A 20,359-nucleotide genomic window follows, 5' to 3' on the forward strand; every position below is an offset into this window, starting at 1 on the left:
GCTGGCAAGAAAGTTCCCCTTTGAATCATATATCCTATATGATCGAAAGGCGTTTGAGCATAAGAATCCAGGAGACAAAGAGCATGTTCGAGGAAGTGGATTTCGCCGGAAAAAAGGTACTCATCACCGCCGGCGCCGATGGACTGGGCCTGGAAATGGCGCAGGTGTTCCACAGCGCGGGGGCGTCGGTGCTGGTGTGCGACGTCAACCGCGAGCGGCTGGCCGCGCTGCCGGCCGAATTGCCCGGCGTGCGCGCGGTGCATGCCGACGTGTCGGATGAAGACAGCGTGGCGGCCCTGTTCGATGCCGTGCGCCAGCAGTTGGGGGGCCTGGACATCCTGGTCAACAACGCCGGCGTGGCCGGCCCCACGGGTTTCGTCGAGACCTTGTCCAAGGCCGACTGGGACCGCACCCTGGCGGTCAACATCACCGGCCAGTTCCTGTGCGCGCGCCAGGCCATCCCGCTGCTCAAGCAGTCGCGCGCCGGCGTCATGATCAACCTGTCGTCGGCCGCGGGCCACCTGGGCTTTGCCGGACGCTCGGTCTATTCGGCCTCGAAGTGGGCGGTGATCGGCTTCACCAAGTCGCTGGCGATCGAGCTGGGCGGCCACGGTATCCGCGTCAACGCCATCCTGCCGGGCGCGGTCGAAGGCCCGCGCATCCGCGCCGTGATCGAGGCCAAGGCCAGGACGCTGGACAAGCCGGTCGAGGAAATCGCCGCGCTCTACGAGAACCAGGCCGCGCTGGGCCGCATGGTCACGGCGCGCGACATTGCCAACATGGTGCTGTTCAACGCCAGCGAGGCCGCCCGCAGCGTCACGGGGCAGGCCATCGTGGTGGACGGCTTCACGCAGAAGCTCTACTGATGGCGGCCGATCCGCGGCGGCGCCACGCCGCCATCATCGGCACCGGCCTGATCGGCCAGGCCTGGGCCATCGTGTTCGCGCGCCAGGGCTGGCAGGTGCGGCTGTACGACGTCGACGCCGCCATGCTGGCCGAGGCCGGCGCGCTGATCCGGCGCCAGCTCGATGCATTGCAGGCGCACGGCCTGCTGCGCGACGCGGCGTCGGCCGCCGCCCGCATCGAAGTGGCGGCCAGCCTGCCCGAGGCGCTGGCCGGCGCCCGCTACATCCAGGAGAACTCGCCCGAGCGGCGGGATCTGAAGCGCGACCTGTTCGCGCAACTGGACGCGGCGGCCGATCCCGACGCCATCATCGGCAGTTCCACGTCCAGCATTCCCGCCAGCGAATTCACCGAAGGCCTGCCCGGCCGGGCTCGCTGCCTGGTGGCGCATCCGGTCAATCCGCCCTATCTGATCCCGGTGGTGGAGCTGTGCCCGGCGCCCTGGACCAGCGAGGCCGCCATGCAGGCGGCGCGCGACATCATGCTGGACATCGGCCAGAAGCCGGTGACGATGCGGCGCGAGATCGAGGGCTTCATCCTCAACCGCCTGCAGGGCGCGCTGCTGCACGAGGCCTTCCGCCTGGCCGCCGCCGGCATCGCCAGCGCCGAGGACATCGATACCACGGTCAAGGACGGCCTGGGCCTGCGCTGGTCGTTCATGGGGCCGTTCGAGACCATCGACCTGAACGCGCCCGGCGGCCTTGCCGACTACTGCGCGCGCTACGGCGGGCTGTACCAATCCATCGGCGCCAGCCAGCGCGAACCCGTGCCCTGGGACGGCGCGCTGGTCGAGGCCCTGGCGGCCGAGCGGCGCGGCCTGCTGCCCGCCGAAGACCTGACGACGCGCCGCTACTGGCGCGACGAACAACTGATGCGCCTGATGCGCCACAAGCAACCGCAAGACAACGGAGACGAAAATGGCTAAAGCCAAGCAGAAAGTCGTGATCACCTGCGCCGTGACGGGCGCCATCCACACGCCCAGCATGTCGCCGCACCTGCCGGTGACGGCCGACGAGATCGCCGAGGCCGCCATCGGCGCGGCCCGCGCCGGCGCCGCCGTGCTGCACCTGCATGCGCGCGACCCGCAGACCGGCAAGCCGTCGCAGGACCCGGCGCTGTTCGAGCCGTTCCTCAAGCGCATCAAGGCCGAGACCGACGCCATCATCAACATCACCACCGGCGGCAGCCCGCACATGACGGTGCAGGAGCGCATGCGGCCGGCCACCACCTTCAAGCCGGAGCTGGCGTCGCTGAACATGGGCTCGATGAACTTCGGCCTGTTCCCGATGCTGGGCCGCTTCCAGGACTTCAAGCATGAGTGGGAGCGCGAGCACCTGGAGAACAGCCGTTCGCTGATCTTCCGCAACACCTACCAGGACATCGAATCGATCCTGGAGCTGGGCAACGCCAACGGCACCCGCTTCGAGTTCGAGTGCTACGACATCAGCCACCTGTACAACCTGGCGCATTTCGTCGACCGCGGCCTGGTGAAGTCGCCGCCGTTCATCCAGTCGGTGTTCGGCATCCTGGGCGGCATCGGCCCGCACCCCGAAGACCTGATGCACATGAAGCGCACCGCCGACCGCCTGTTCGGCAACGAGTACGAATGGTCGATCCTGGGTGCCGGCCGCAACCAGATGCCGCTGGCCACCATCGGCGCGGCCATGGGCTCGAACGTGCGGGTGGGTCTGGAGGATTCGCTGTGGATCGGGCCGGGCCAACTGGCCGAGTCGAACCGCTCGCAGGTCGAGCGCATCCGCACCATCCTGGAGGCGCTCAACCTGGAAGTGGCCACGCCCGCCGATACCCGCGCCAAGCTGGGCCTGAAGGGCGGCGACAACGTGGCTTTCTGACGCCAGGCCGGGCAAGGGCGTGCGCGCCGCCGCCGGATTGATGCCCCCGCCGATGGCGCGGCGCGCGGCCCGCCGGATGCGGGTCGCGGCGCTCCCGGGCGCCGCCCGCGGGACGCCGCCAGCGCGAGCGGCGGGGCGTCAGGCGTGGCGGCGCAAGGCGGCGACGAGGGTCTTGATGTCCAGCGGACGATCGAAATTGGCGGCATGGCGCGCGGCCAGCGTCAGCTCGGCCGCGCGCGCCAGTTCGGCGTCGGACGGCGCGGCCGCGCCCAGCGCCGCCAGCGTGGTGGGCAGCCCCACCTGTTCGTACCACTGCGTCAGCGTGGCCAGCATGCCGTCCTGGCGCGCCTCCAGGTCGAGCTGCACCAGCAGGCCGACGGCCACCTGCAGGCCGTGCGGCGCGCTGGCCAGGCCGGCGATGTTCGGCAGGCCGCGCGTCAGGGCGTGGGCGATCGACAGGCCGCCGCTCTCGAAGCCCAGGCCGCTCATCAGGATCATGGCTTCCACCACCCGCTCGAAGGCGGGCGTGGGCTGGCCGCTGCCGGCCGCCGCCAGCGCGTCGGCGCCGTCGGCCAGCAGCGTGCGCAGGCAACCGTCGGCGATCAACTGGGCGGTCAGCGGCGGGACGCCGTCGTACATGTTGCGTCCGCCGTTGCGGGCGCATTGTTCGGCTTCGAATTTCTTGGAGATGGCGTCACCCAGGCCGGCGCGGAAGAACGCCGCGGGCGCGGTGGCGATGACGGCGGTGTCGACCAGCACGATGGTGGGGTTGAACAGCATGTGCTCGACCGCCAGGAGGTTGTGATGGGCGTCGTACAGCACGTAGTTCTTGCTGGTGGGGGCGTCGTTGGAGGCCACCGTGGGCACCGTGACCAGGTGGCAGTGCTCGGCCTTGGCCACCGCCTTGCCGGCGTCCAGCGCCTTGCCGCCGCCCACCGCGATCACCATGTCGACGCCGGCGGCCGCGGCCTGCGCGCGCAGCGCCGCGATCGATTCGGGCGTGATGTCGCCCTCGACCGGCAGGGCCGTCAGCGCCACGCCGTGGGCGCCGCACAATGCCTCGATTCTCGGGCCCAGCACGCCCTGCACGTAGCGGTCGATGACCAGGGCGGCGCGGCGGCCGAACAAGGCGGCGTATCCGCCCAGCGCGTCGAGCGCGCCGGCTCCCTGGATGTAGCGGCCGGGAGCGCCGAAAATCTTCAGCATCGAGTCTTCCTATTTGCGAGGCCCTGGCGGGCGGTAGTCGAGTTCTTTTTCGCGTTCGACCAGCCAGTCGATCATGATCTTGCCGCCCCACACCAGGTCGGCCTGGATCGCCTTGGTGGCGGCTTCGGGGTCGCGCGCTTCCAGCGCGGCCAGCACGGCCTCGTGGCGGTGTTCATCCTGGGAGTAGTCCAGCCCCGCCGTCTTGATGTGGAACACCTTGAGGATCGGGCCGGTGATGACCCAGAACGATTCCACGGTGTTGCGCAGGATGGGCTTGTTGCTGGCTTCCAGGATGCCGAAGTGGAACTTGCGGTTCAGGTAGCTGGCGCGCTTGGGGTCGGTCGAGGTGCAGGAGATGAAGTCCTTCTGCAGCGCGATCAGGTTGTCCAGTTGCTTGCGCGTGATGTTCCTGGCGGCCTCGGCCGCGCCCATGCCTTCCAGGTGGAAGCGGATCTGCTGGATTTCGCGCAGCTTTTCCGAGTTGACATAGGGCACGTAGACCGCGGTGGCAGCCTGCATTTCCAGGCCCTGTTCGCTGATGAGACGGAAGATGGCCTCGCGCACGGGCGTGATCGAGACGCCCATTTCCTGGGCCAGCTCGCCAATGATGAGGCGCTCTCCGGGTTCGTACTGCCCGTTGATCAGGGCGTTACGGATCTCGTTGTAGACCTTGACGGAGAGGTTCTCTTTTTTTACCGGTTTAAGGCTGGGCATGACGGTCGAGGCTTGGGTTCGATGGAATGGCGGAGGCCGTGAAACGGCGCCCGGCTGAATTCTATCCCGCCCTGGCCAATTCAAGCGCGATGGGTATATTATATATCATATATTCTGATAAGCGAAGGAGACGCCATGCGCCAGGACCGGGGAGACCCAAGCGAAGACGAGGTCCGGATGCTGCGGGAAAAGGCCCGCCACATCCGGTTGGAGACCATCAGGCTGATCGAGATCGCCAAGGTCGGGCATTACAGCTCGGTCTTTTCGTGCGCCGAGATCTTTGCCGCCCTGTATTACGACGTGATGCGGCTGCGGCCGGGCGAGCCTGGCTGGCCGGATCGCGACCGCTTCCTGATGGGCAAGGGCCACGCGGCCGTGGGCCTGTTCCCGGTGCTGGCCGACCACGGTTTCATTCCGCATGAACTGCTGGACGGCTACACCCGCCTGGGCAGCCCGCTGGGCGACCATCCCGACATGACCAAGGTGCCGGGCGTCGATTTCAGTTCCGGCTCCATCGGCCATGCGCTCTCGAACGGCGCCGGCATGGCGCTGGGCGGCCGCATGAGCCAGCGCGATTTCAACGTGTTCGTGATGCTGGGCGACGGCGAGATGCAGGAAGGGCAGGTGTGGGAGGCCGCGTTGTTCGCCGCGCACCACAAGCTGTCGCGCCTGGTGGCCATCATCGACCGCAACGGCTACCAGCTCGACGGCAAGGTCGACGACGTGATCGGCGTGGAATCGCTGCGCGACAAGTGGCAGGCCTTTGGCTGGGAGGTGCACGAGGTCGACGGCCATGACCTGGCGGCGCTGACCGCGCTGCTGCGGCGGCTGCGCGCGGACGAGGCGCGCGCGCGGCCGGCCTGCGTCATCGCCAAAACCATCAAGGGCAAGGGCGTTTCCTATATGGAGACCGAGCCCGGCTGGCATCTGGGCTACCTGGCGCCGCAGGACGCGCAGGCCGCCATCGACGAAATCATGACCCGCGAGATCTGAATGGCACAGGCACAGACGCTTTCCCCCGATTCCTGGCAGTACCGCGCGCTGAACGCGGTGAACCCCGGGCTGTCGTATCTTTCCGACGCGCTGATCGACCTGGCGCGGGCCGGGCATCCGGTGGTGGCCGGCTCGGCCGACCTGCAGTATTCCAACGGCTTGAACCGCTTCGCCTCGGCCTATCCCGAGCGCTACGTGCAGTTCGGCATTTCCGAGCAGAACATGGTGTCGGCGGCTGCCGGCCTGGCCACCACCGGCGCGATGCCGTTCGTGGCGACCTTTGCCTCGTTCCTGGGCCTGCTGTGTTGCGAGCAGATCCGCATGGACGTGGCCTACACCAAATTGCCGGTGCGGCTGATCGGCCATCACACCGGCATCAGCCTGGGTTTCTATGGCACCTCGCACCACGCCACCGAGGACATCTCCACCATGCGCGCCATCGCCGGCCTGACCGTGGTGTCGCCGGCCGACGGGCCGCAACTGGCCGCCGCCATCAAGGCCTCGGTGGACTGGCCCGAGCCGATCTATTTCCGCATCGGCCGCGGCCGCGACCCGCAGGTGTACGAGGACGGCGCGCCGTTCGCGTTCGGCCGCGCCATCGTCCACTCAACCGGCAGCGACCTGAACATCATCGCCTGCGGCATCACGCTGCACGCGGCGCTGGAAGCGGCCGCCCGGATGCGCGAGGACGGCCTGTCGGTGGGGGTGATTGACATGCCCACCATCAAGCCGCTGGACCGCGAGGCGGTGCTGGCGGCGGCCGGCCAGGCGCGCGCGCTGCTGACGGTGGAGGAACACAATGTGATGGGCGGCCTGGGCTCGGCGGTGGCAGAGGTGCTGGCCGATGCCGGCAGCGGCACGCGGCTGCGGCGCCATGGCATCTACGACGAATACAGCCTGATCGCCCCGCCCACCACGCTGTACGCGCACTACCAGCTCGACGGCGCCGGCATCGAGGCGGTGGCGCGCGAACTCATCGCGCGATAGGGCGTGCCAGCATTCACGGGCGCCGGGTGCCGGCGCCCCGACAAGGAGACAGAGCAATGAAGGAAATCAGCGGCAACACCCGCCTGTTCGGCATCCTGGCCGACCCGATCTACCACGTCAAAACCCCGCAGCGCCTGAACGAGCATTTCGCGCGCATCGGCTTTGACGGCGTCTGCGTGCCGTTCCATGCGCGGCCCGACAACCTGGCCGAGGTGGTGGCCGGGCTGCGGCGGCTGGAGAACCTGGGCGGGCTGATCGTCACCATGCCGCACAAGGCGGCGATCCTGGCCCTGGCCGACGAGGCCACGCCGGTGGCGCGCAAGATCGGCGCGGCCAACGTGGTGCGGCGCGAGGCCGACGGCCGCCTGGTGGCGCACATGCTGGACGGCGAGGGCTTCGTGCGCGGCCTGCGCACGCACGGCGTGGCGCCCGAGGGCAAGCGCGCCTATCTGGCCGGCGCCGGCGGCGCGGCCAACGCCATCGGCTTCGCGCTGGTGCAGGCGGGCGTGTCGCGGCTGACGATTGCCAACCGTACGCCGGCCAAGGCCGAGGACCTGAGGGCGCGCATCCTGTCGCTGCATCCCGGGGCCGACATCACGGTTGGCACGGCCGATCCGTCCGGCCATGAGCTGGTGGTCAACGGCACCTCGCTCGGCATGAAGCCGGACGACGCGCTGCCGCTGGACGCGGCGCGGCTGACGCCCGATCAACTGGTGTGCGAGGTCATCATGCAGCCGGCCGACACGCCGCTGCTGGTGGCGGCGCGGGCGCGCGGCTGCAAGGTGCACTACGGCGCGCCGATGCTGGCCGGGCAGATCGAGCTGATGGCGGAAATGATGGGCGTGGCGCCGGCCGCGCAACGCTGAGGCGCGACGGACGAGACGATGGGCGACTACGACTTCATTATCGCGGGCGGCGGCACCGCCGGCTGCATCCTGGCCAACCGCCTGACGGCCGACGGCCGCCACCGGGTGCTGATGCTGGAAGCCGGGCACGAGGCGCGCAGCATGTGGATCTCGATCCCGGCGGGCTTTTCCAAGCTGTTGGTGAACCCGGACTACAACTGGCGCTTCGCCACAGAGCCGGAGGACAACGTCTACGGCCGCACCATCGCCGTGCCGCGCGGCAAGGGCCTGGGCGGTTCGACGCTGATCAACGGCATGATCTACGTGCGCGGCCGGCCGCAGGACTACGACGGCTGGGAGGCCGCCGGCGCCACCGGCTGGGGCGGCGGCACCGCCGAGCGGGTGTTCCGCAAGATTGAATGTTATGAGCCCGGCGGCGAGACCCGCGGCAAGGACGGCCCGATGCACGTGGAGGAAGTGGCCGAGCGCTTTCCGCTGTCCGACGCCTTCCTGCGCGCGGCGCAGGAGGACGGCCTGCCGCTCAATCCCGACTACAACGCCGGCCGCCAGGACGGGGTCGGCTACTACCAGGTGGCGCAGCACCATGGCCGTCGCTGGAGCGTGGTGGATGGTTATCTGAAGCCTGCCGCGAACCGCAAGAACCTCACGGTGGAATGCGGCGCGCACGTGACGCGGCTGTTGTTCGAAGGCAAGCGTTGCGTCGGCGTGGCCTACCGCAAGAATGGCCAGGAGTTCACCGTGCGGGCGCGGCGCGAGACGCTGCTGTGCCTGGGCGCGGTGCAGTCGCCGCAACTGCTGGAACTGTCGGGCGTGGGCAATCCCGCGCTGCTGCAATCCTTCGGCATACCGCTGGTGCACGCGCAGCCGCGGGTGGGCGAGAACTACATCGACCACTTCGCCACGCGCATGAACTGGCGGGTCCGGAACACCGTGACGCTCAACGAGATGTCGCGCGGCTGGCGCCTGGCGCAACAGGTGGCGCGCTACTACACCCGCCGCAAGGGCATCCTGACGCTGGGCACGGGGCTGGTGCATGGCTTCGTCAAGAGCGCGCCGGACCTGCCGGCGGCCGACGTGCAGTATTTCTTCGTGCACGCCAGCTACGCCAACGCGGCCGAGCGCATCCTCGACCGCGAGCCGGGCATGACCATCGGCGTGGCGCAACTGCGGCCGGAGTCGACGGGTTCCATTCATATCAAGTCGCCCGATCCCTTGGTCGCGCCGTCGATCCGGCCCAACTTCCTGTCCGCGCAGATCGATCGCGACAGCCTGGTGGGCGGCATGCGGGTGGCGCGGCGCATCGTGCAGCAGCCGGCTCTGCAGCGCTATATCGAGCGCGAGATGAGTCCTGGGCCGGACGTGGACAGCGACGAGCAGTGGCTGGATTTCGCGCGCCGCAACGGCCAGACCATCTATCACCCGATCGGCACCTGCCGCATGGGCTCGGATGGCGGCGCGGTGACCGATCCGCGCCTGCGGGTCAACGGCATCGACGGCCTGCGGGTGGTGGACGCCTCGGTGATGCCGAAGATGGTGTCGGGCAACACCCAGGCGGCGGTGATGATGGTGGCCGAGCGCGGCGCCGAGATGATCCTGGAGGATGTTGCGGCGGCGTGACGCAGTGTGGCGGCCGGTGAATCGGGCAGCATGCGCAAGCGCCGAGATTTCATTGATAAAACTGATTTTCTATATTTTGGCCCTGCACAATTTATTTGAAAGCTCAGGAGTGGGAAGGAATATAGGGTAAATACTTAAAATCTCTGTCTTGTTGGGGCGTTGAAATTCTTCTAATGTTATTTCATTAATAAAATTGAATTTCACGATAATGCACGCCGCTCCGGCGCCGCGCCACGTTCCCCACCGACGAGACGAGACATGACCCTACGTTTGCAAGACAAGCGCGCATTGGTGACCGCAGCCGGCAACGGCATCGGCCGCGCCAGCGCCCTGGCCATGGCGCGCGAGGGCGCCCAGGTCTGGGCCACCGATATCAACGAGGCGGCGCTGGCCGACCTGGCGAAGGAGGCGCGCGAAGCCGGCCTGGACGGATTGCGCACCCGCGTGCTGAACGTGCGCGACGGCGCCGCCGTGGCCGACTGCGCGCGCGAGACCGGCGCCGTCGACGTGCTGTTCAATTGCGCCGGCTTCGTCCACGCCGGCACCGTGCTGGACTGCGACGAGGCCGACTGGGACTTCAGCATGGACCTGAACGTCAAGGCCATGTACCGCACCATCCGCGCCTACCTGCCGCTGATGCTGGAACGCGGCGGCTCGATCATCAACATGGCCTCGGCCGCCTCCAGCGTGAAGGGCGTGCCCAACCGCTTCGTCTATGGCGCCTCCAAGGCCGCCGTGATCGGGCTGAGCAAGGCGGTGGCGGCGGACTTCGTGGCGCGCGGTATCCGCTGCAACGCGATCTGCCCCGGCACGGTCGAGTCGCCCTCGCTGCGCGAGCGCATCGCCGCGCAGGCGCGCCAGCAGGGCAGCGACGAAGCCGCGGTGCGCGCCGCCTTCGTGGCGCGCCAGCCCATCGGCCGCGTCGGCCGGGTGGAGGAGGTGGCCGCGCTGGCGGTCTACCTGGCCAGCGACGAATCGGCTTTCACTACCGGTACCATCCAGGTTATCGACGGCGGCTGGTCCAACTGAGCCGCCGCTCCGCTTTGTTCCCTTTCAAGGATTCCGCATGAAACTCGTACGCTACGGCCAGCCCGGCCAGGAAAAACCCGGCCTGATCGACGCCCAGGGCGCGCTGCGCGACCTGTCGGGCGTGGTGGCCGACATCGACACCGCCGCCATCGCCCCGGCGATGCTGGCCAGATTGGCCCAGCTCGACCCCGCCAGCCTGCCGCGCGTGGACGGCGCGGTGCGCTACGGCTGCCCGGTCAACGGCGTCGGCAAGATCGTCTGCGTCGGCCTGAACTACGCCGACCACGCCGCCGAGTCCGGCCTGCCGGTGCCGGCCGAGCCGGTGCTGTTCCTCAAGCCCAGCTCGTCGCTGAGCGGCCCGAACGACCCGGTGATCATCCCGCGCGGCTCGGTCAAGACCGACTGGGAAGTGGAGCTGGGCGTGGTCATCGGCAAGAAGGCCTCGTACGTGGAGGAAAGCGAGGCCATGGACTACGTGGCCGGCTACACCGTGGTCAACGACGTGTCCGAGCGCGAATACCAGATCGAGCGCGGCGGCCAGTGGGACAAGGGCAAGGGCTGCGACACCTTCGCGCCGGTCGGCCCGTGGCTGGTGACGCGCGACGAGGTCGCCGATCCGCAGAACCTGGACATGTGGCTGGAAGTGAACGGCCATCGCTTCCAGAACGGCAGCACCCGCACCATGGTGTTCGGCGTCAAGACGCTGGTCAGCTACATCAGCCGCTTCATGTCGCTGATGCCGGGCGATATCATCAGCACCGGCACGCCGCCGGGCGTGGGCCTGGGCCAGAAGCCGCCGGTGTACCTGAAGGCGGGCGACGAGATGCGCCTGGGCATCGCCGGCCTGGGCGAACAGCGGCAGGCCCTGCGGGCCTGGAGCCGGGCCGAATAAAATCGGGTTTCACTCCAACGCCGACGCCATGACCGCTTCCAAGATTTCCCCCGCCGATTCCACGCCGACCGAGGCCGACGCCGCCGACGCGCCGGGCGCGCAACGCTACGCCGCGCCCGCCCTGGAAAAGGGGCTGGACATCCTGGAGGCGCTGGCCGCCAGCCCGGCCGGCTACACGCTGGCCGAGCTGGCGCAGAAGATCGGCCGCAGCGTCAGCGAGATCTTCCGCATGGCGGTGACGCTGCAGCGGCGCGGCTTCGTGCAGGTCGACGACAACGACCGCTACACGCTGACGCTGAAGATGTTCGAGCTGGCGCACCGCCAGCAGCCGCTGAAATCGCTGGTGAGCGTGGCGCTGCCGCTGCTGCGCGAACTGGCCAACCGCGCGCGCCAGTCGTGCCACCTGGCGGTCTACCAGGCCGGCCGGGTGGTGGTGATCGCGCAGGTCGACAGCCCCGAGCGCTGGTCGTTCGGCCTGAAGGTGGGCGTGATGATGGGCCTGACCGACACGTCCTCGGGCCACGTGTTGCTGGCATTCCGCGACGAGGTCGAGCGCACCCGCATGCTGGCCGCCCACATCAAGGTGGAAGGCGAGCTGGAGTCCGACCCGGGCGAACTGTTCCCGATCCTGGCGGACGTGCGCAAGAACGGCTGCGCCTGCATGGCCAGCCGCCAGATCCGCGGCATCACCAACGTCGCCTATCCGGTGATGGGCGTGGGCAACCAGGTCATCGCCGCCATCAACGTGCCCCACATCGAGCGCATCGACCGCAAGGAATCGCCCAGCATCGCCCAGGTGCAGGAGATCGTCGCCAACGTCGCCCAGCGGTTGTCGACGCTGATGGGGTATAGCGGTTATCTGCCGGAGCAGGCGTAGGGGAGGGCGCGCTCACGCCGCCTGGATCGGGATCACCGCATGCACCGGGCGACCGCGCGCATCAATCGCCACCGTCACCGGCATGTCGCGCACCTCGAATTCATAGATCGCCTCCATGCCCAGGTCGGCGAAGGCCACCACGCGCGCCGCGCGCACGGCCTGCGACACCAGGTAGGCCGCGCCGCCCACCGCGCTGAGGTAGGCGCCGCCGTGGGCCTGGATCGCCTGCACCGCCAGCGGTCCGCGCTCGGCCTTGCCGATGGTCACCAGCAGGCCGCTGTCGGCCAGCAGGCGCGGCATGAACTTGTCCATGCGGGCCGCGGTGGTGGGGCCGGCCGGGCCCACCGCTTCGCCGGCCACCGGATCGACCGGGCCGACGTAGTACAGCGCGCGCCCTTGCAGCGGCACCGGCAGCGGTTCGCCCCGCGCCAGCAATTCATCCATGCGCTTGTGCGCGGCGTCGCGGCCGGTCAGCAACCTGCCGGACAGCAGCAGCGTTTCGCCGGCTTGCCACGAGGCGACCTCGGCGTGCGTCAGTGAGTCCAGGTCGACCCGGCGGCCGGCGCTGTCCGGCAGGGCGTCCGGAATGCCGTCCCAGGCCGCGGGATCGGGCGGCGGCAGTACCGCCGGCCCGCTGTCGGGCATCGTGAACGTCACGAAGCGGGTGGCGGCGCAGTTGGGCAGCAGCGCCACCGGCAGCAGCGCCGCGTGCGAGGCGGCGGTGGCGACCTTGACGTCGAGCACGGTGGTGTCGCCGCCCAGGCCCTGGGCGCCGATGCGCAGCGCGTTGACGCGCTGGTGGACCTCGATCCGCAAGCGCTCGACCGGGTCTTGCGCGCCGCGTGCCAGCAGCTCGGGCATGTCGATCGGCGTGAAGAGGGCGCGCTTGGCCAGGGCCATGGCCTGTTCCGGAGAACCGCCCACGCCCAGCCCCAGCACGCCCGGCGGGCACCAGCCGGCGCCCATGCCGGGAAGTTGCGCCACCACCCAGTCGGCGACCGAGTCGCTGGGATTGAGCATGGCATAGCGCGCCTTGACGTCGCCGCCGCCGCCCTTGGCGACTACGGTCAACTCCAGTCCGTCGCCTTCCACCAGTTCCACGTGCAGCACGGCGGGCGTGTTGTCGCGGGTGTTGCGGCGCAGGCCCAGCGGGTCGCGCACCATCGATGCCCGCAGCGGATTGGCGGCACAGCCATAGGCGCGCGCCACGGCCCGGTCGGCCAGGCTTTGCAGGCTGGGCGTGGGGCCGGAGCCGTCGGCGCGGATGCGCGCGTCCATGCCGAGCCGGGCATAGACGTGCGCCACGCCGGTGTCCTGGCAGACCGGGCGCCGCGCCCGCGCGCTCATCTTGCTGTTGACCAGCAATTGCAGCAGCGCGTGGCGCGCGGCCGGCGCGGTTTCGCGGTCGTGGGCGGCCTTCAGCGCCCGCACGAAATCGGGCGGATGCGTGTGGCTGACCGCCTGCAGGGCCTGGGCGATGCTGGTCTCGATATCGGAAGCGAGCAGGACGCGCATGATGTGGCGGGCCTATTGCAGCGTGATGCCGGCCTGCTTGATGACGCCGGCCCAGCGCTTGCCTTCATCGGCGGTGAATTGCTGGAAGGCGGCGGGCGCGTACTGGCCCTCCGGCAGCAACTGGATGCCCTGTTCCACCATCTTGCCGGTGAAGTCACTGTCGGCCAGCGCCTTCTGCCAGGCGCCGTACATCGTCTGCACCACCGCGTCCGGCGTGCCCTTTGGGGCATATAGGCCGTACCACGTGGACACCTGGAAGCCCGGCAGGGCTTGCGCGCCCATCGGCGCCACGTTGGGGAACTGCGCCATGGCGGTGGCGGAGGTCAGCCCCAGCGCGCGCACCTTGCCGCCGCGGGTCTGAGGCAGGGCGGTGTTGGTCTGGTCGAACATGGCGTCGACCTGGTTGCCCATCAGGTCGTTCAGCGCCGGGCCGGCGCCCTTGTAGGCGATGGGCGTGATGTCCATGCCGGCCTGGCTGGCGAACATGGCGGCCACCAGGTGCGAGGTCGAGCCGACCCCGGCGTTACTGAAGTTGAGCTTGCCCGGATGCTGCTTGCCGAAGGCGATCAGTTCGGACACCGACTTGTAGGGCGAGCTTTCGCCCACCAGCAGCACCAGCGGCGTGTCGGGGAAGCGGAACACCGCCTGGAAGTCCCTGGTCGGGTCGTACGGCAGCCGTTGGTACAGCGACGGCGCGGCCGCCATGTAGCCGATGTGGCCCACCAGGAAGGTGTAGCCGTCGGGCGTCGACTTGGCCGCCTTGGCCGCGCCGATGGTGCCGCCCGCGCCGCCCACGTTCTCGATCAGGATGGTCTGCTTGAGTTCCTGCGCGACGCGGTTGGCGATGTTGCGCGCCATCGCGTCGGTGGGGCCGCCGGCCGCGAACGGCACGATCCAGGTGATGGCGCGGTTGGGGTAGGTGTCCTGCGCGTGCGCGCCCGGGGTCAGGGCGAATGCCGCCGTGGCGGTGATCGCCGCCAGCCAGTTCTTCATGGTTTGTCTCCGTGGGTGTTTTTTATCGGGGGAAAGCCGGCGCCGCGGTTCAGGCGGCGCCGGGGTTGAGATGCGCGCGCATGCGGTCCACCATCCGGGGCGCGGCCCCGAGGTAGTGGGCCGGATCGCACAGCCGTTCGATCTGGTCCGCGCCGAGCCGCTGCGCGACCCGCGCATCCTCGCGCAGCACGTCAGCCAGCCGGCGGCGGGACGTGGCCGCCTCGCGGCAGGCGTCGTAGACCACGTCATGCGCGGTCTGGCGGCCGATGTGCGGCGCCAGGCCCATCATCACGGCCTCGGCCACGATCAGGCCGCCGGACAGATCCAGGTTGCGCGCCATGCGCGCGGTGTCCACTTCCAGTCCGCCGAGCATGAAGCGGGCCTGGCGCAGCGAGCCGGCCGTCAGCACGAAGGCCTCGGGCACGGCCGACCATTCGATGTGCCAGGGGCCGGTGGCGCGCTCGAAGTCCTGCAGCATGGCGTCCAGCGCCAGCCCGGCGTGCTGGCGCACGGTCTTGGACGCCGCCCACATCAATTCGCACGAGATCGGATTGCGCTTCTGCGGCATGGTGCTGGAGGCGCCGCGGCCCTTCACGAACGGCTCGAACGCCTCGCCCAGCTCGTTGGTCATCATCAGCATGATGTCGACCGCGATCTTGCCCAGCGAGCCGCATACCAGCGCCAGGAACTGCACCGTTTCCGCCAGGCCGTCGCGCGCCACGTGCCAGGTCACCGGCGCGGCGCCCAATCCCAGTTCGTCCATCAGGGCGCCATGCACCGTCAGGCCCTGCTCGCCGAGCGAGGCCAGCGTGCCGGCCGCGCCGCCGAATTGCCCGATCAGCACCCGCGGCCGCAACTGCGCCAGGCGTTCGCGATGGCGCCGCAGCATCAGCAGCCAGATGGCGGCCTTGTAGCCGAACGTGATCGGCAGGGCGTGCTGCAAATGGGTGCGGCCTGCCATGGGGGTGTCGCGGTATTCGCGCGCCAGGTTGTCGAGGATGGCGTCCAGCGCCGCCAGGTCGGCATCCACCAGTTCCAGCGCCTCGCGCACCTGCAGCACGGTGGCGGTGTCCATGATGTCCTGCGTGGTCGCGCCCCAATGCAGGTATTCGCCTTCCGGACCGCATTGGCGCGACAGCTGGTGCACCAGCGGCAGGATCGGATAGCCGACGATCTCGGTTTCCTCGCGCAGCAGCGTCATGTCGAGGGCGGCGGCGTCGGCGCGGGCCTCGATGGCGCGGGCGGCCTCGGCCGGGATCACGCCCAGCCGGCCCTGCACCCGCGCCAGCGCGACTTCGGTTTCCACATAGCGTCGCACGGTGGCGGCATCGTCGAACACGGCCCGCATCGCGGCGGTGCCGAACATATCTTTGAAGAGGGTGGATTCGAGAACCGAGACTGGCATAAATGTACGCTCTTAAAAAGTTGTACGTACATTTAAGCAGGGCCTTCGGCGGGCGTCAATGCCGGGGAATACCCGCGCCCGGGCAGCAGATAGAATGGAGCCTGTCGCAAACACCCCCGGTTCCATGTCCATCTCGCTGTACACCCGCATCTCCGAAGAACTGGCACGACGGATCGCCGGCGGCGTGTATGCCGTGGGGGCCGTGCTGCCGTCCGAGAACGCCCTGGCCGAAGAGTTCGACGCCAGTCGTCACACCCTGCGGGCGGCGTTGCGCCAGTTGCAGGACCTGGGGTTGATCGCGCGTCGGCGCGGCAGCGGCACCGTGGTCACGGCGGCCCGGCCCAAGGCCGGTTTCAGCCAGTCGCTGCGGTCGCTGGAAGACTTGGTGCAATTGGCCGCGCGCACGCCGCGCACCATCCTGCAGGTGCAGGAGATCGTGGCCGACCTGGAACTGGCCGCGCGCCTGGGCGTCGGGCCGGGCACGCGCTGGCTGCGTTTTGTCTCGACCCGAGGCACGCCGGCGCAGCCGCCGGTGGTGTGGACCGAGCTGTATGTGGACGCCCACTACAAGGGCGTGCGCAAGCTGGCGCGCCAGCATCCCGACCGGCTGGTGTCGGAACTGATCGAGGAACACTACGGCCGCCGCATCGCCTCGGTCGAGCAGACCATCTCGGCCTGCGCCATGCCGGCGGCGGTGGCCGGCGAATTGCAGGTGGCGCCGGAGTCGCCCGGCTTGCTGATCCTGCGCCACTACAAGGACCAGGCCGGGCAGATCGTGGAAGCGTCGTGCTCGTACCATCCTGCCGGACGCTACGAGTTTTCGACGACGCTGATCCGCGAGCACTGAGCCGGTTGGTCCCCGCGCCGCCGCGCCTACACCGCGTACACCACCCGGTGCGCCTCCGTCGGCAGCGGCAGGTCCCAGCGGTGCAGCATGCCCAGCAGGGTCTTGTTGGGCAGCGACGTGTCGCGCCGGGCGTTGCGCCGCAGCAGTTCGGCGCGCGGCTGCTCCAGGTACACCAGCTCGACCTCGGCGTGGTAGGCGTACAGCAGGTCCAGCGTTTTCTTGCGCATCAACTGGCTGAGGTTGGTGGCGTTCCAGACGAACGGGCGGCGCGCGCGCAGCAAGGCCTTGGCCCGGTCGATCGCCAGGTGCGCCACCTTGCCTTCGTTCTTGCCGTGCGCCAGGCCGAGCGCCTCGCGCGCGTCGTCGAACGACACGACCGGCAGGTCGGGGTGATGCGCCGCCACCCAACTGTTCTTGCCGCTGGCCGGCAGGCCCGACATGACGATGACGCGCGAGCCGGGCTCCTGGAACAGGGCGTAGTCCGGATGCACGTCGGCGCCGCGAAAGTAGCTGACGGCGGTGTGCGCGTCGGCGAAGCGCCGCGGCTGGCCGTAGCAGTCTTCCTCGCGCGCGGCCTCGCGGAACAGCGCGATGTTGTCCAGCACCTGCTGCTGGTCGCGGCAGATGCGGCCGCGCATGTCGGCCTCGGCCAGCATCGCCAGCAGCGGAATGCTCAGTTGCCACGACAGCTCGCGCACGATGAATTCCACCGATTTGCCGCGGCGCGAACCGGACAGGGCGAAGAACGGCACCTGGTGCACGGCGATCAGGCGGCAGATGGCCTCGCGCACGGCGAAGGGCACGCCGACGTCCCACAGCGCGATGCGCGCGTCGATCGCGCCCCGGGCGGAATGGCCGGGTTGCGAAATCGCGCCGCTGGCCGGGTCGATCACCGTGGTGGCGTGCTTGGCGATGTCGTGCAGCAGCGCCGCCAGGAACACGATTTCCTGGTCGGCGCGGCTGGCGGCCTGGTAATCGGGCAGCGCCAGCAGGGCCTCGACCACCATGCGCGTGTGGGTCCAGACGTCGCCTTCGCCGTGGTAGCGCGGGTCCTGCGGCGTGGCCTTGGCCAGCTCCAGTGCCGGAAAGGCCGCCAGACAGGCCGCGAAGTCCGGCGCCTGGCCGGCGGCGGGCGCCAGGGCCCGCAGTTGCTCGTAGTTCATGATGCCTCCTTGTCGCCGCGCAGCGTGTCCCAATCGACCCGCGGACGCGGGGCGTACAGGTCGACGCCGGGCGCGAGCTGGTTGGGGACGTAGGGCTGCTCGGAATGGTGCTTGTCGGCGGCCAGGATGGCCTGGACGAAGTCGGCGCGCACCCATTTGTATCGGCCCAGCGTCCTGCCGTCGGCCTCCACCTTGATGTACAGGCCTTCCGACAGGTCCGACTTGTCGCATTGCCGCCAGGCCAGCGCCAGGTCCAGGCCCTCGCGCCGCACGGTGGCCTCGAACGCGTCGCGCCACCGCGCCGTCTTGGCCAGCGAGGGCCGCAGCAGGGCCTTCAGGTCGGCCAGGCGCGCGGGCGCCAGGCCGTCGTACAGGACAGGCACCGACAGCACCGGGCCGCCGGCCAGCAGTTCGCGCCGCGCCTCGGTGGACAGGAAGGCGCCGGTGCGGCGGTCGAGCACGTCGAACTCGAAGAAGTGGTGCGGCAGCGCGTCGTAGAACACCGAGTGCTTTTTCGATAGCGTTTCGCCGTACATCACGTAGCGGTCTTCCAGCCGTTGCAGCAGCCAGCCGGCGTGGGCCTGGGCCCAGGCCTTGATGAAGTTGAATTGGCGTTCGCGTCCGCCGCCCACCAGGTAGTGGCCGCGCGATTGCAGCAGCAGGTCGCCCGCGGGGCTGAAACTGATGCCGGTGTTGGCGCCATCCAGTTTCTCTTCCACGACCAGGCGCAGGCCGCGCAGGTCGCGGTAAGGCACGTGGTCGTGGCCGTGGTCGCCCTCCTGCAGCCGCGAGCCTTCCAGGTGCGGGGTGCGGGGATAGCGGAACAGTTCAAGGGATTGCGCGCAGGCGCGGAAATCCGGCGTCATGGGTCTTCTCCAGGAAAAGTGGGGAAGCCGACGACGCGGTCTTGCGGGGAAGGGAAGCGAGGGGGGATGTGTTGCGCGTTCCGGAACCGCGCCTGCCGCGGGTCGCGCTCAAGACCGGGAAGGTCGAGCCGCGTGAATGGACAGGCTGACCGCGATTACCGGAAGGTAGTCGTCGGCGTTTAGGCGAATTGACGAATGGCAGACACGTTGGCACCCGGAAGAAAAGGGGTTGTTGAAAAGCAAGGGCGCATCCTAAGGCAACGATGATGAGGCTGTCAACGCCGCGTCCGCCGGTTGTTGTCCGGCGGACACGCGGGGTTGCGTCCGGCACGGGGGGCGCGCCGGGCGGTATCGCGGTATCACGGCGCTATCACATTCAAATCACGATAGTGATTTTGAAATTCACAGCCGCGTCACCTGCAGCACCGCGTCGGCGAAGGCCTCGGGCGCTTCCTGCGGCAGGTTGTGGCCGATGCCGCCGGTCACGTCGATGTGACGGTACTTGCCGCTGAACTGGCCGGCATAGGCGGCGGGCGCGGGGTGCGGCGCGCCGTTGGCGTCGCTTTCCAGCGTGATGGTGGGCACCGCGATCTTCGGCGCCACGGCCAGGCGCCGCTCCAGGTCGTCGTAGCGCGCCTCGCCCTGCGCCAGCCCGAGGCGCCAGCGGTAGTTGTGGATGACGATGGCGACGTGGTCGGGGTTGGCGAAGGCGCGGGCGCTGCGCGCGTAGGTGGCGTCGTCGAAGCGCCATTGCGGCGAGGCCAGTTGCCAGATCAGTTTGTTGAAGGCGTCGACATTGGCGGCGTAGCCGGCCGCGCCGCGTTCGGTGGCGAAGTAGAACTGGTACCACCACTGGAACTCGGCCTGCGGCGGCAGCGGCTTGCGGTTGCCTTCCTGGCTGCCGATCAGGTAGCCGCTGACCGACACCAGCGCCTGGCAGCGTTCGGGCCAGAGCGCGGCCATGATGTTGGCGGTGCGCGCGCCCCAGTCGAAGCCGGCGATGACGGCCTTGCCGATATTCAGGGCGTCCATCAGGGCGATGATGTCGACCGCCACCACCGCCTGTTCGCCGTTGCGCGCGGTATCGGCCGACAGGAAGCGGGTCGAGCCGTAGCCGCGCAGGTACGGCACGATGACGCGGTAGCCGGCGGCGGTCAGGCGCGGCGCCACGTCGATGAAGCTGTGGATGTCGTAGGGCCAGCCGTGCAGCAGGATGGCGACCGGGCCGTTGGCCGGGCCGGCGTCGACGTAGCCGATGTCCAGGTCGCCGGCGCGGATCTGGCGGATGGCGCTGAAGCTGGCCGTGCCGGTGGCGCGAGGGGCGACTGGCGCGGCGCCCTGGGCGCGCGCGCTGGCGCCCAGGGCCAGGTTCAGGAGGCTGGCGCCGGCCAGGGCCGAGGTGGTGCCGAGCAGGCGGCGGCGTCGGGTGTCGATGGGATCGGGCATGGCGGGTCTCCGGGAAAGGGAAGTGACAGGGTGTGGCGCCGTTGTAGCCAGCCCGGCGGGGTGGGGGGTGTCGCAATGTACGGCGCGGGCGGGCGGATACATTGCGACTTGAATCTCCTTGTCCGCGCCGCCGGCGTCGTGCGCGGATGACGAGCGCGCGATGCCTGTTGTGCATTCGGCGCGGACT

At 69.2% G+C, this 20,359-nt stretch carries 19 protein-coding genes; 11 read left to right on the forward strand and 8 right to left on the reverse strand.

What is annotated here, in order from left to right; genetic code table 11:
• Window positions 1-83: 83 nt before the first annotated feature.
• The 3 genes from SB816_RS07865 to SB816_RS07875 are packed head-to-tail and all read left to right on the forward strand — an operon-like array spanning window position 84 to window position 2,756.
• On the forward strand, window positions 84-866 hold the full coding sequence (locus tag SB816_RS07865; protein ID WP_410546741.1) for an SDR family oxidoreductase: 783 nt from the start codon (window positions 84-86) through the stop codon (window positions 864-866).
• Complete coding sequence (locus tag SB816_RS07870; RefSeq protein WP_410546742.1) at window positions 866-1,828, forward strand: 3-hydroxyacyl-CoA dehydrogenase; 963 nt, start codon at window positions 866-868, stop codon at window positions 1,826-1,828. Before SB816_RS07865 ends, SB816_RS07870 begins: the two co-directional genes overlap by 1 nt.
• The gene (locus SB816_RS07875; protein ID WP_024069782.1) at window positions 1,821-2,756 is read left to right on the forward strand and encodes a 3-keto-5-aminohexanoate cleavage protein; all 936 of its coding nucleotides are present in this window, start codon (window positions 1,821-1,823) and stop codon (window positions 2,754-2,756) included. The genes SB816_RS07870 and SB816_RS07875 overlap by 8 nt, the downstream gene beginning before the upstream one ends.
• 138 nt (window positions 2,757-2,894) lie before the next feature.
• On the opposite strand, the gene SB816_RS07880 is transcribed toward SB816_RS07875, so the two are convergent.
• Window positions 2,895-3,962 (reverse strand): iron-containing alcohol dehydrogenase, encoded by a 1,068-nt coding sequence (locus tag SB816_RS07880; RefSeq protein WP_410546743.1) that lies wholly within the window; start codon window positions 3,960-3,962, stop codon window positions 2,895-2,897.
• A 9-nt stretch (window positions 3,963-3,971) separates the two neighbouring features.
• Window positions 3,972-4,676 (reverse strand): GntR family transcriptional regulator, encoded by a 705-nt coding sequence (locus SB816_RS07885; protein ID WP_006387160.1) that lies wholly within the window; start codon window positions 4,674-4,676, stop codon window positions 3,972-3,974.
• 177 nt (window positions 4,677-4,853) lie between these two features.
• Here SB816_RS07885 and SB816_RS07890 point away from each other — a divergent pair, with 177 nt between their 5' ends.
• From SB816_RS07890 to SB816_RS07920, 7 genes are all read left to right on the forward strand, one after another.
• Window positions 4,854-5,669 (forward strand): transketolase, encoded by an 816-nt coding sequence (locus SB816_RS07890; RefSeq protein WP_102964990.1) that lies wholly within the window; start codon window positions 4,854-4,856, stop codon window positions 5,667-5,669.
• Window positions 5,670-6,656 (forward strand): transketolase family protein, encoded by a 987-nt coding sequence (locus SB816_RS07895; RefSeq protein ID WP_049073030.1) that lies wholly within the window; start codon window positions 5,670-5,672, stop codon window positions 6,654-6,656.
• A 56-nt stretch (window positions 6,657-6,712) separates the two neighbouring features.
• A complete protein-coding gene (locus tag SB816_RS07900; RefSeq protein ID WP_144654741.1) occupies window positions 6,713-7,522 on the forward strand; it encodes a shikimate dehydrogenase family protein in 810 nt (269 codons plus the stop codon).
• A gap of 18 nt (window positions 7,523-7,540) precedes the next feature.
• Entirely contained in the window at window positions 7,541-9,139 is a 1,599-nt protein-coding gene (locus SB816_RS07905) for a GMC family oxidoreductase (RefSeq protein ID WP_395756806.1), read from the forward strand.
• 258 nt (window positions 9,140-9,397) lie between these two features.
• Window positions 9,398-10,168 carry an SDR family oxidoreductase gene (locus tag SB816_RS07910; RefSeq protein ID WP_020928760.1) on the forward strand — a complete coding sequence of 257 codons (771 nt, stop codon included), beginning with the start codon at window positions 9,398-9,400 and terminating at the stop codon, window positions 10,166-10,168.
• Between the two features lie 37 nt (window positions 10,169-10,205).
• A complete protein-coding gene (locus tag SB816_RS07915; RefSeq protein WP_006387177.1) occupies window positions 10,206-11,060 on the forward strand; it encodes a fumarylacetoacetate hydrolase family protein in 855 nt (284 codons plus the stop codon).
• Window positions 11,061-11,088: 28 nt separating this feature from the next.
• A complete protein-coding gene (locus SB816_RS07920) occupies window positions 11,089-11,937 on the forward strand; it encodes an IclR family transcriptional regulator (protein ID WP_064524323.1) in 849 nt (282 codons plus the stop codon).
• A gap of 12 nt (window positions 11,938-11,949) precedes the next feature.
• Here SB816_RS07920 and SB816_RS07925 read toward each other — a convergent pair whose 3' ends face one another.
• The 3 genes from SB816_RS07925 to SB816_RS07935 are packed head-to-tail and all read right to left on the reverse strand — an operon-like array spanning window position 11,950 to window position 15,850.
• Window positions 11,950-13,452 (reverse strand): fumarate hydratase, encoded by a 1,503-nt coding sequence (locus SB816_RS07925; RefSeq protein WP_175189400.1) that lies wholly within the window; start codon window positions 13,450-13,452, stop codon window positions 11,950-11,952.
• Window positions 13,453-13,464: 12 nt separating this feature from the next.
• Window positions 13,465-14,445 carry a Bug family tripartite tricarboxylate transporter substrate binding protein gene (locus SB816_RS07930; RefSeq protein WP_116791859.1) on the reverse strand — a complete coding sequence of 327 codons (981 nt, stop codon included), beginning with the start codon at window positions 14,443-14,445 and terminating at the stop codon, window positions 13,465-13,467.
• A gap of 49 nt (window positions 14,446-14,494) precedes the next feature.
• Entirely contained in the window at window positions 14,495-15,850 is a 1,356-nt protein-coding gene (locus tag SB816_RS07935; protein ID WP_054502997.1) for an adenylosuccinate lyase family protein, read from the reverse strand.
• Between the two features lie 94 nt (window positions 15,851-15,944).
• On the opposite strand from SB816_RS07935, the gene SB816_RS07940 reads away from it, so the two are divergent.
• On the forward strand, window positions 15,945-16,697 hold the full coding sequence (locus SB816_RS07940) for a GntR family transcriptional regulator (protein WP_240317294.1): 753 nt from the start codon (window positions 15,945-15,947) through the stop codon (window positions 16,695-16,697).
• A gap of 26 nt (window positions 16,698-16,723) precedes the next feature.
• Here SB816_RS07940 and SB816_RS07945 read toward each other — a convergent pair whose 3' ends face one another.
• From SB816_RS07945 to SB816_RS07955, 3 genes are all read right to left on the reverse strand, one after another.
• Entirely contained in the window at window positions 16,724-17,860 is a 1,137-nt protein-coding gene (locus tag SB816_RS07945) for an AAA family ATPase (protein WP_269875078.1), read from the reverse strand.
• On the reverse strand, window positions 17,857-18,726 hold the full coding sequence (locus SB816_RS07950) for an RNA ligase family protein (protein ID WP_024069770.1): 870 nt from the start codon (window positions 18,724-18,726) through the stop codon (window positions 17,857-17,859). The genes SB816_RS07945 and SB816_RS07950 overlap by 4 nt, the downstream gene beginning before the upstream one ends.
• A 402-nt stretch (window positions 18,727-19,128) precedes the next feature.
• Complete coding sequence (locus SB816_RS07955) at window positions 19,129-20,172, reverse strand: alpha/beta hydrolase (protein WP_410546744.1); 1,044 nt, start codon at window positions 20,170-20,172, stop codon at window positions 19,129-19,131.
• Between the last annotated feature and the right edge of the window lie 187 nt (window positions 20,173-20,359).

It is taken from the genome of Achromobacter sp. SIMBA_011, from assembly GCF_046535435.1.
Classification (GTDB): Bacteria; Pseudomonadota; Gammaproteobacteria; order Burkholderiales; family Burkholderiaceae_B; genus Achromobacter; species Achromobacter dolens.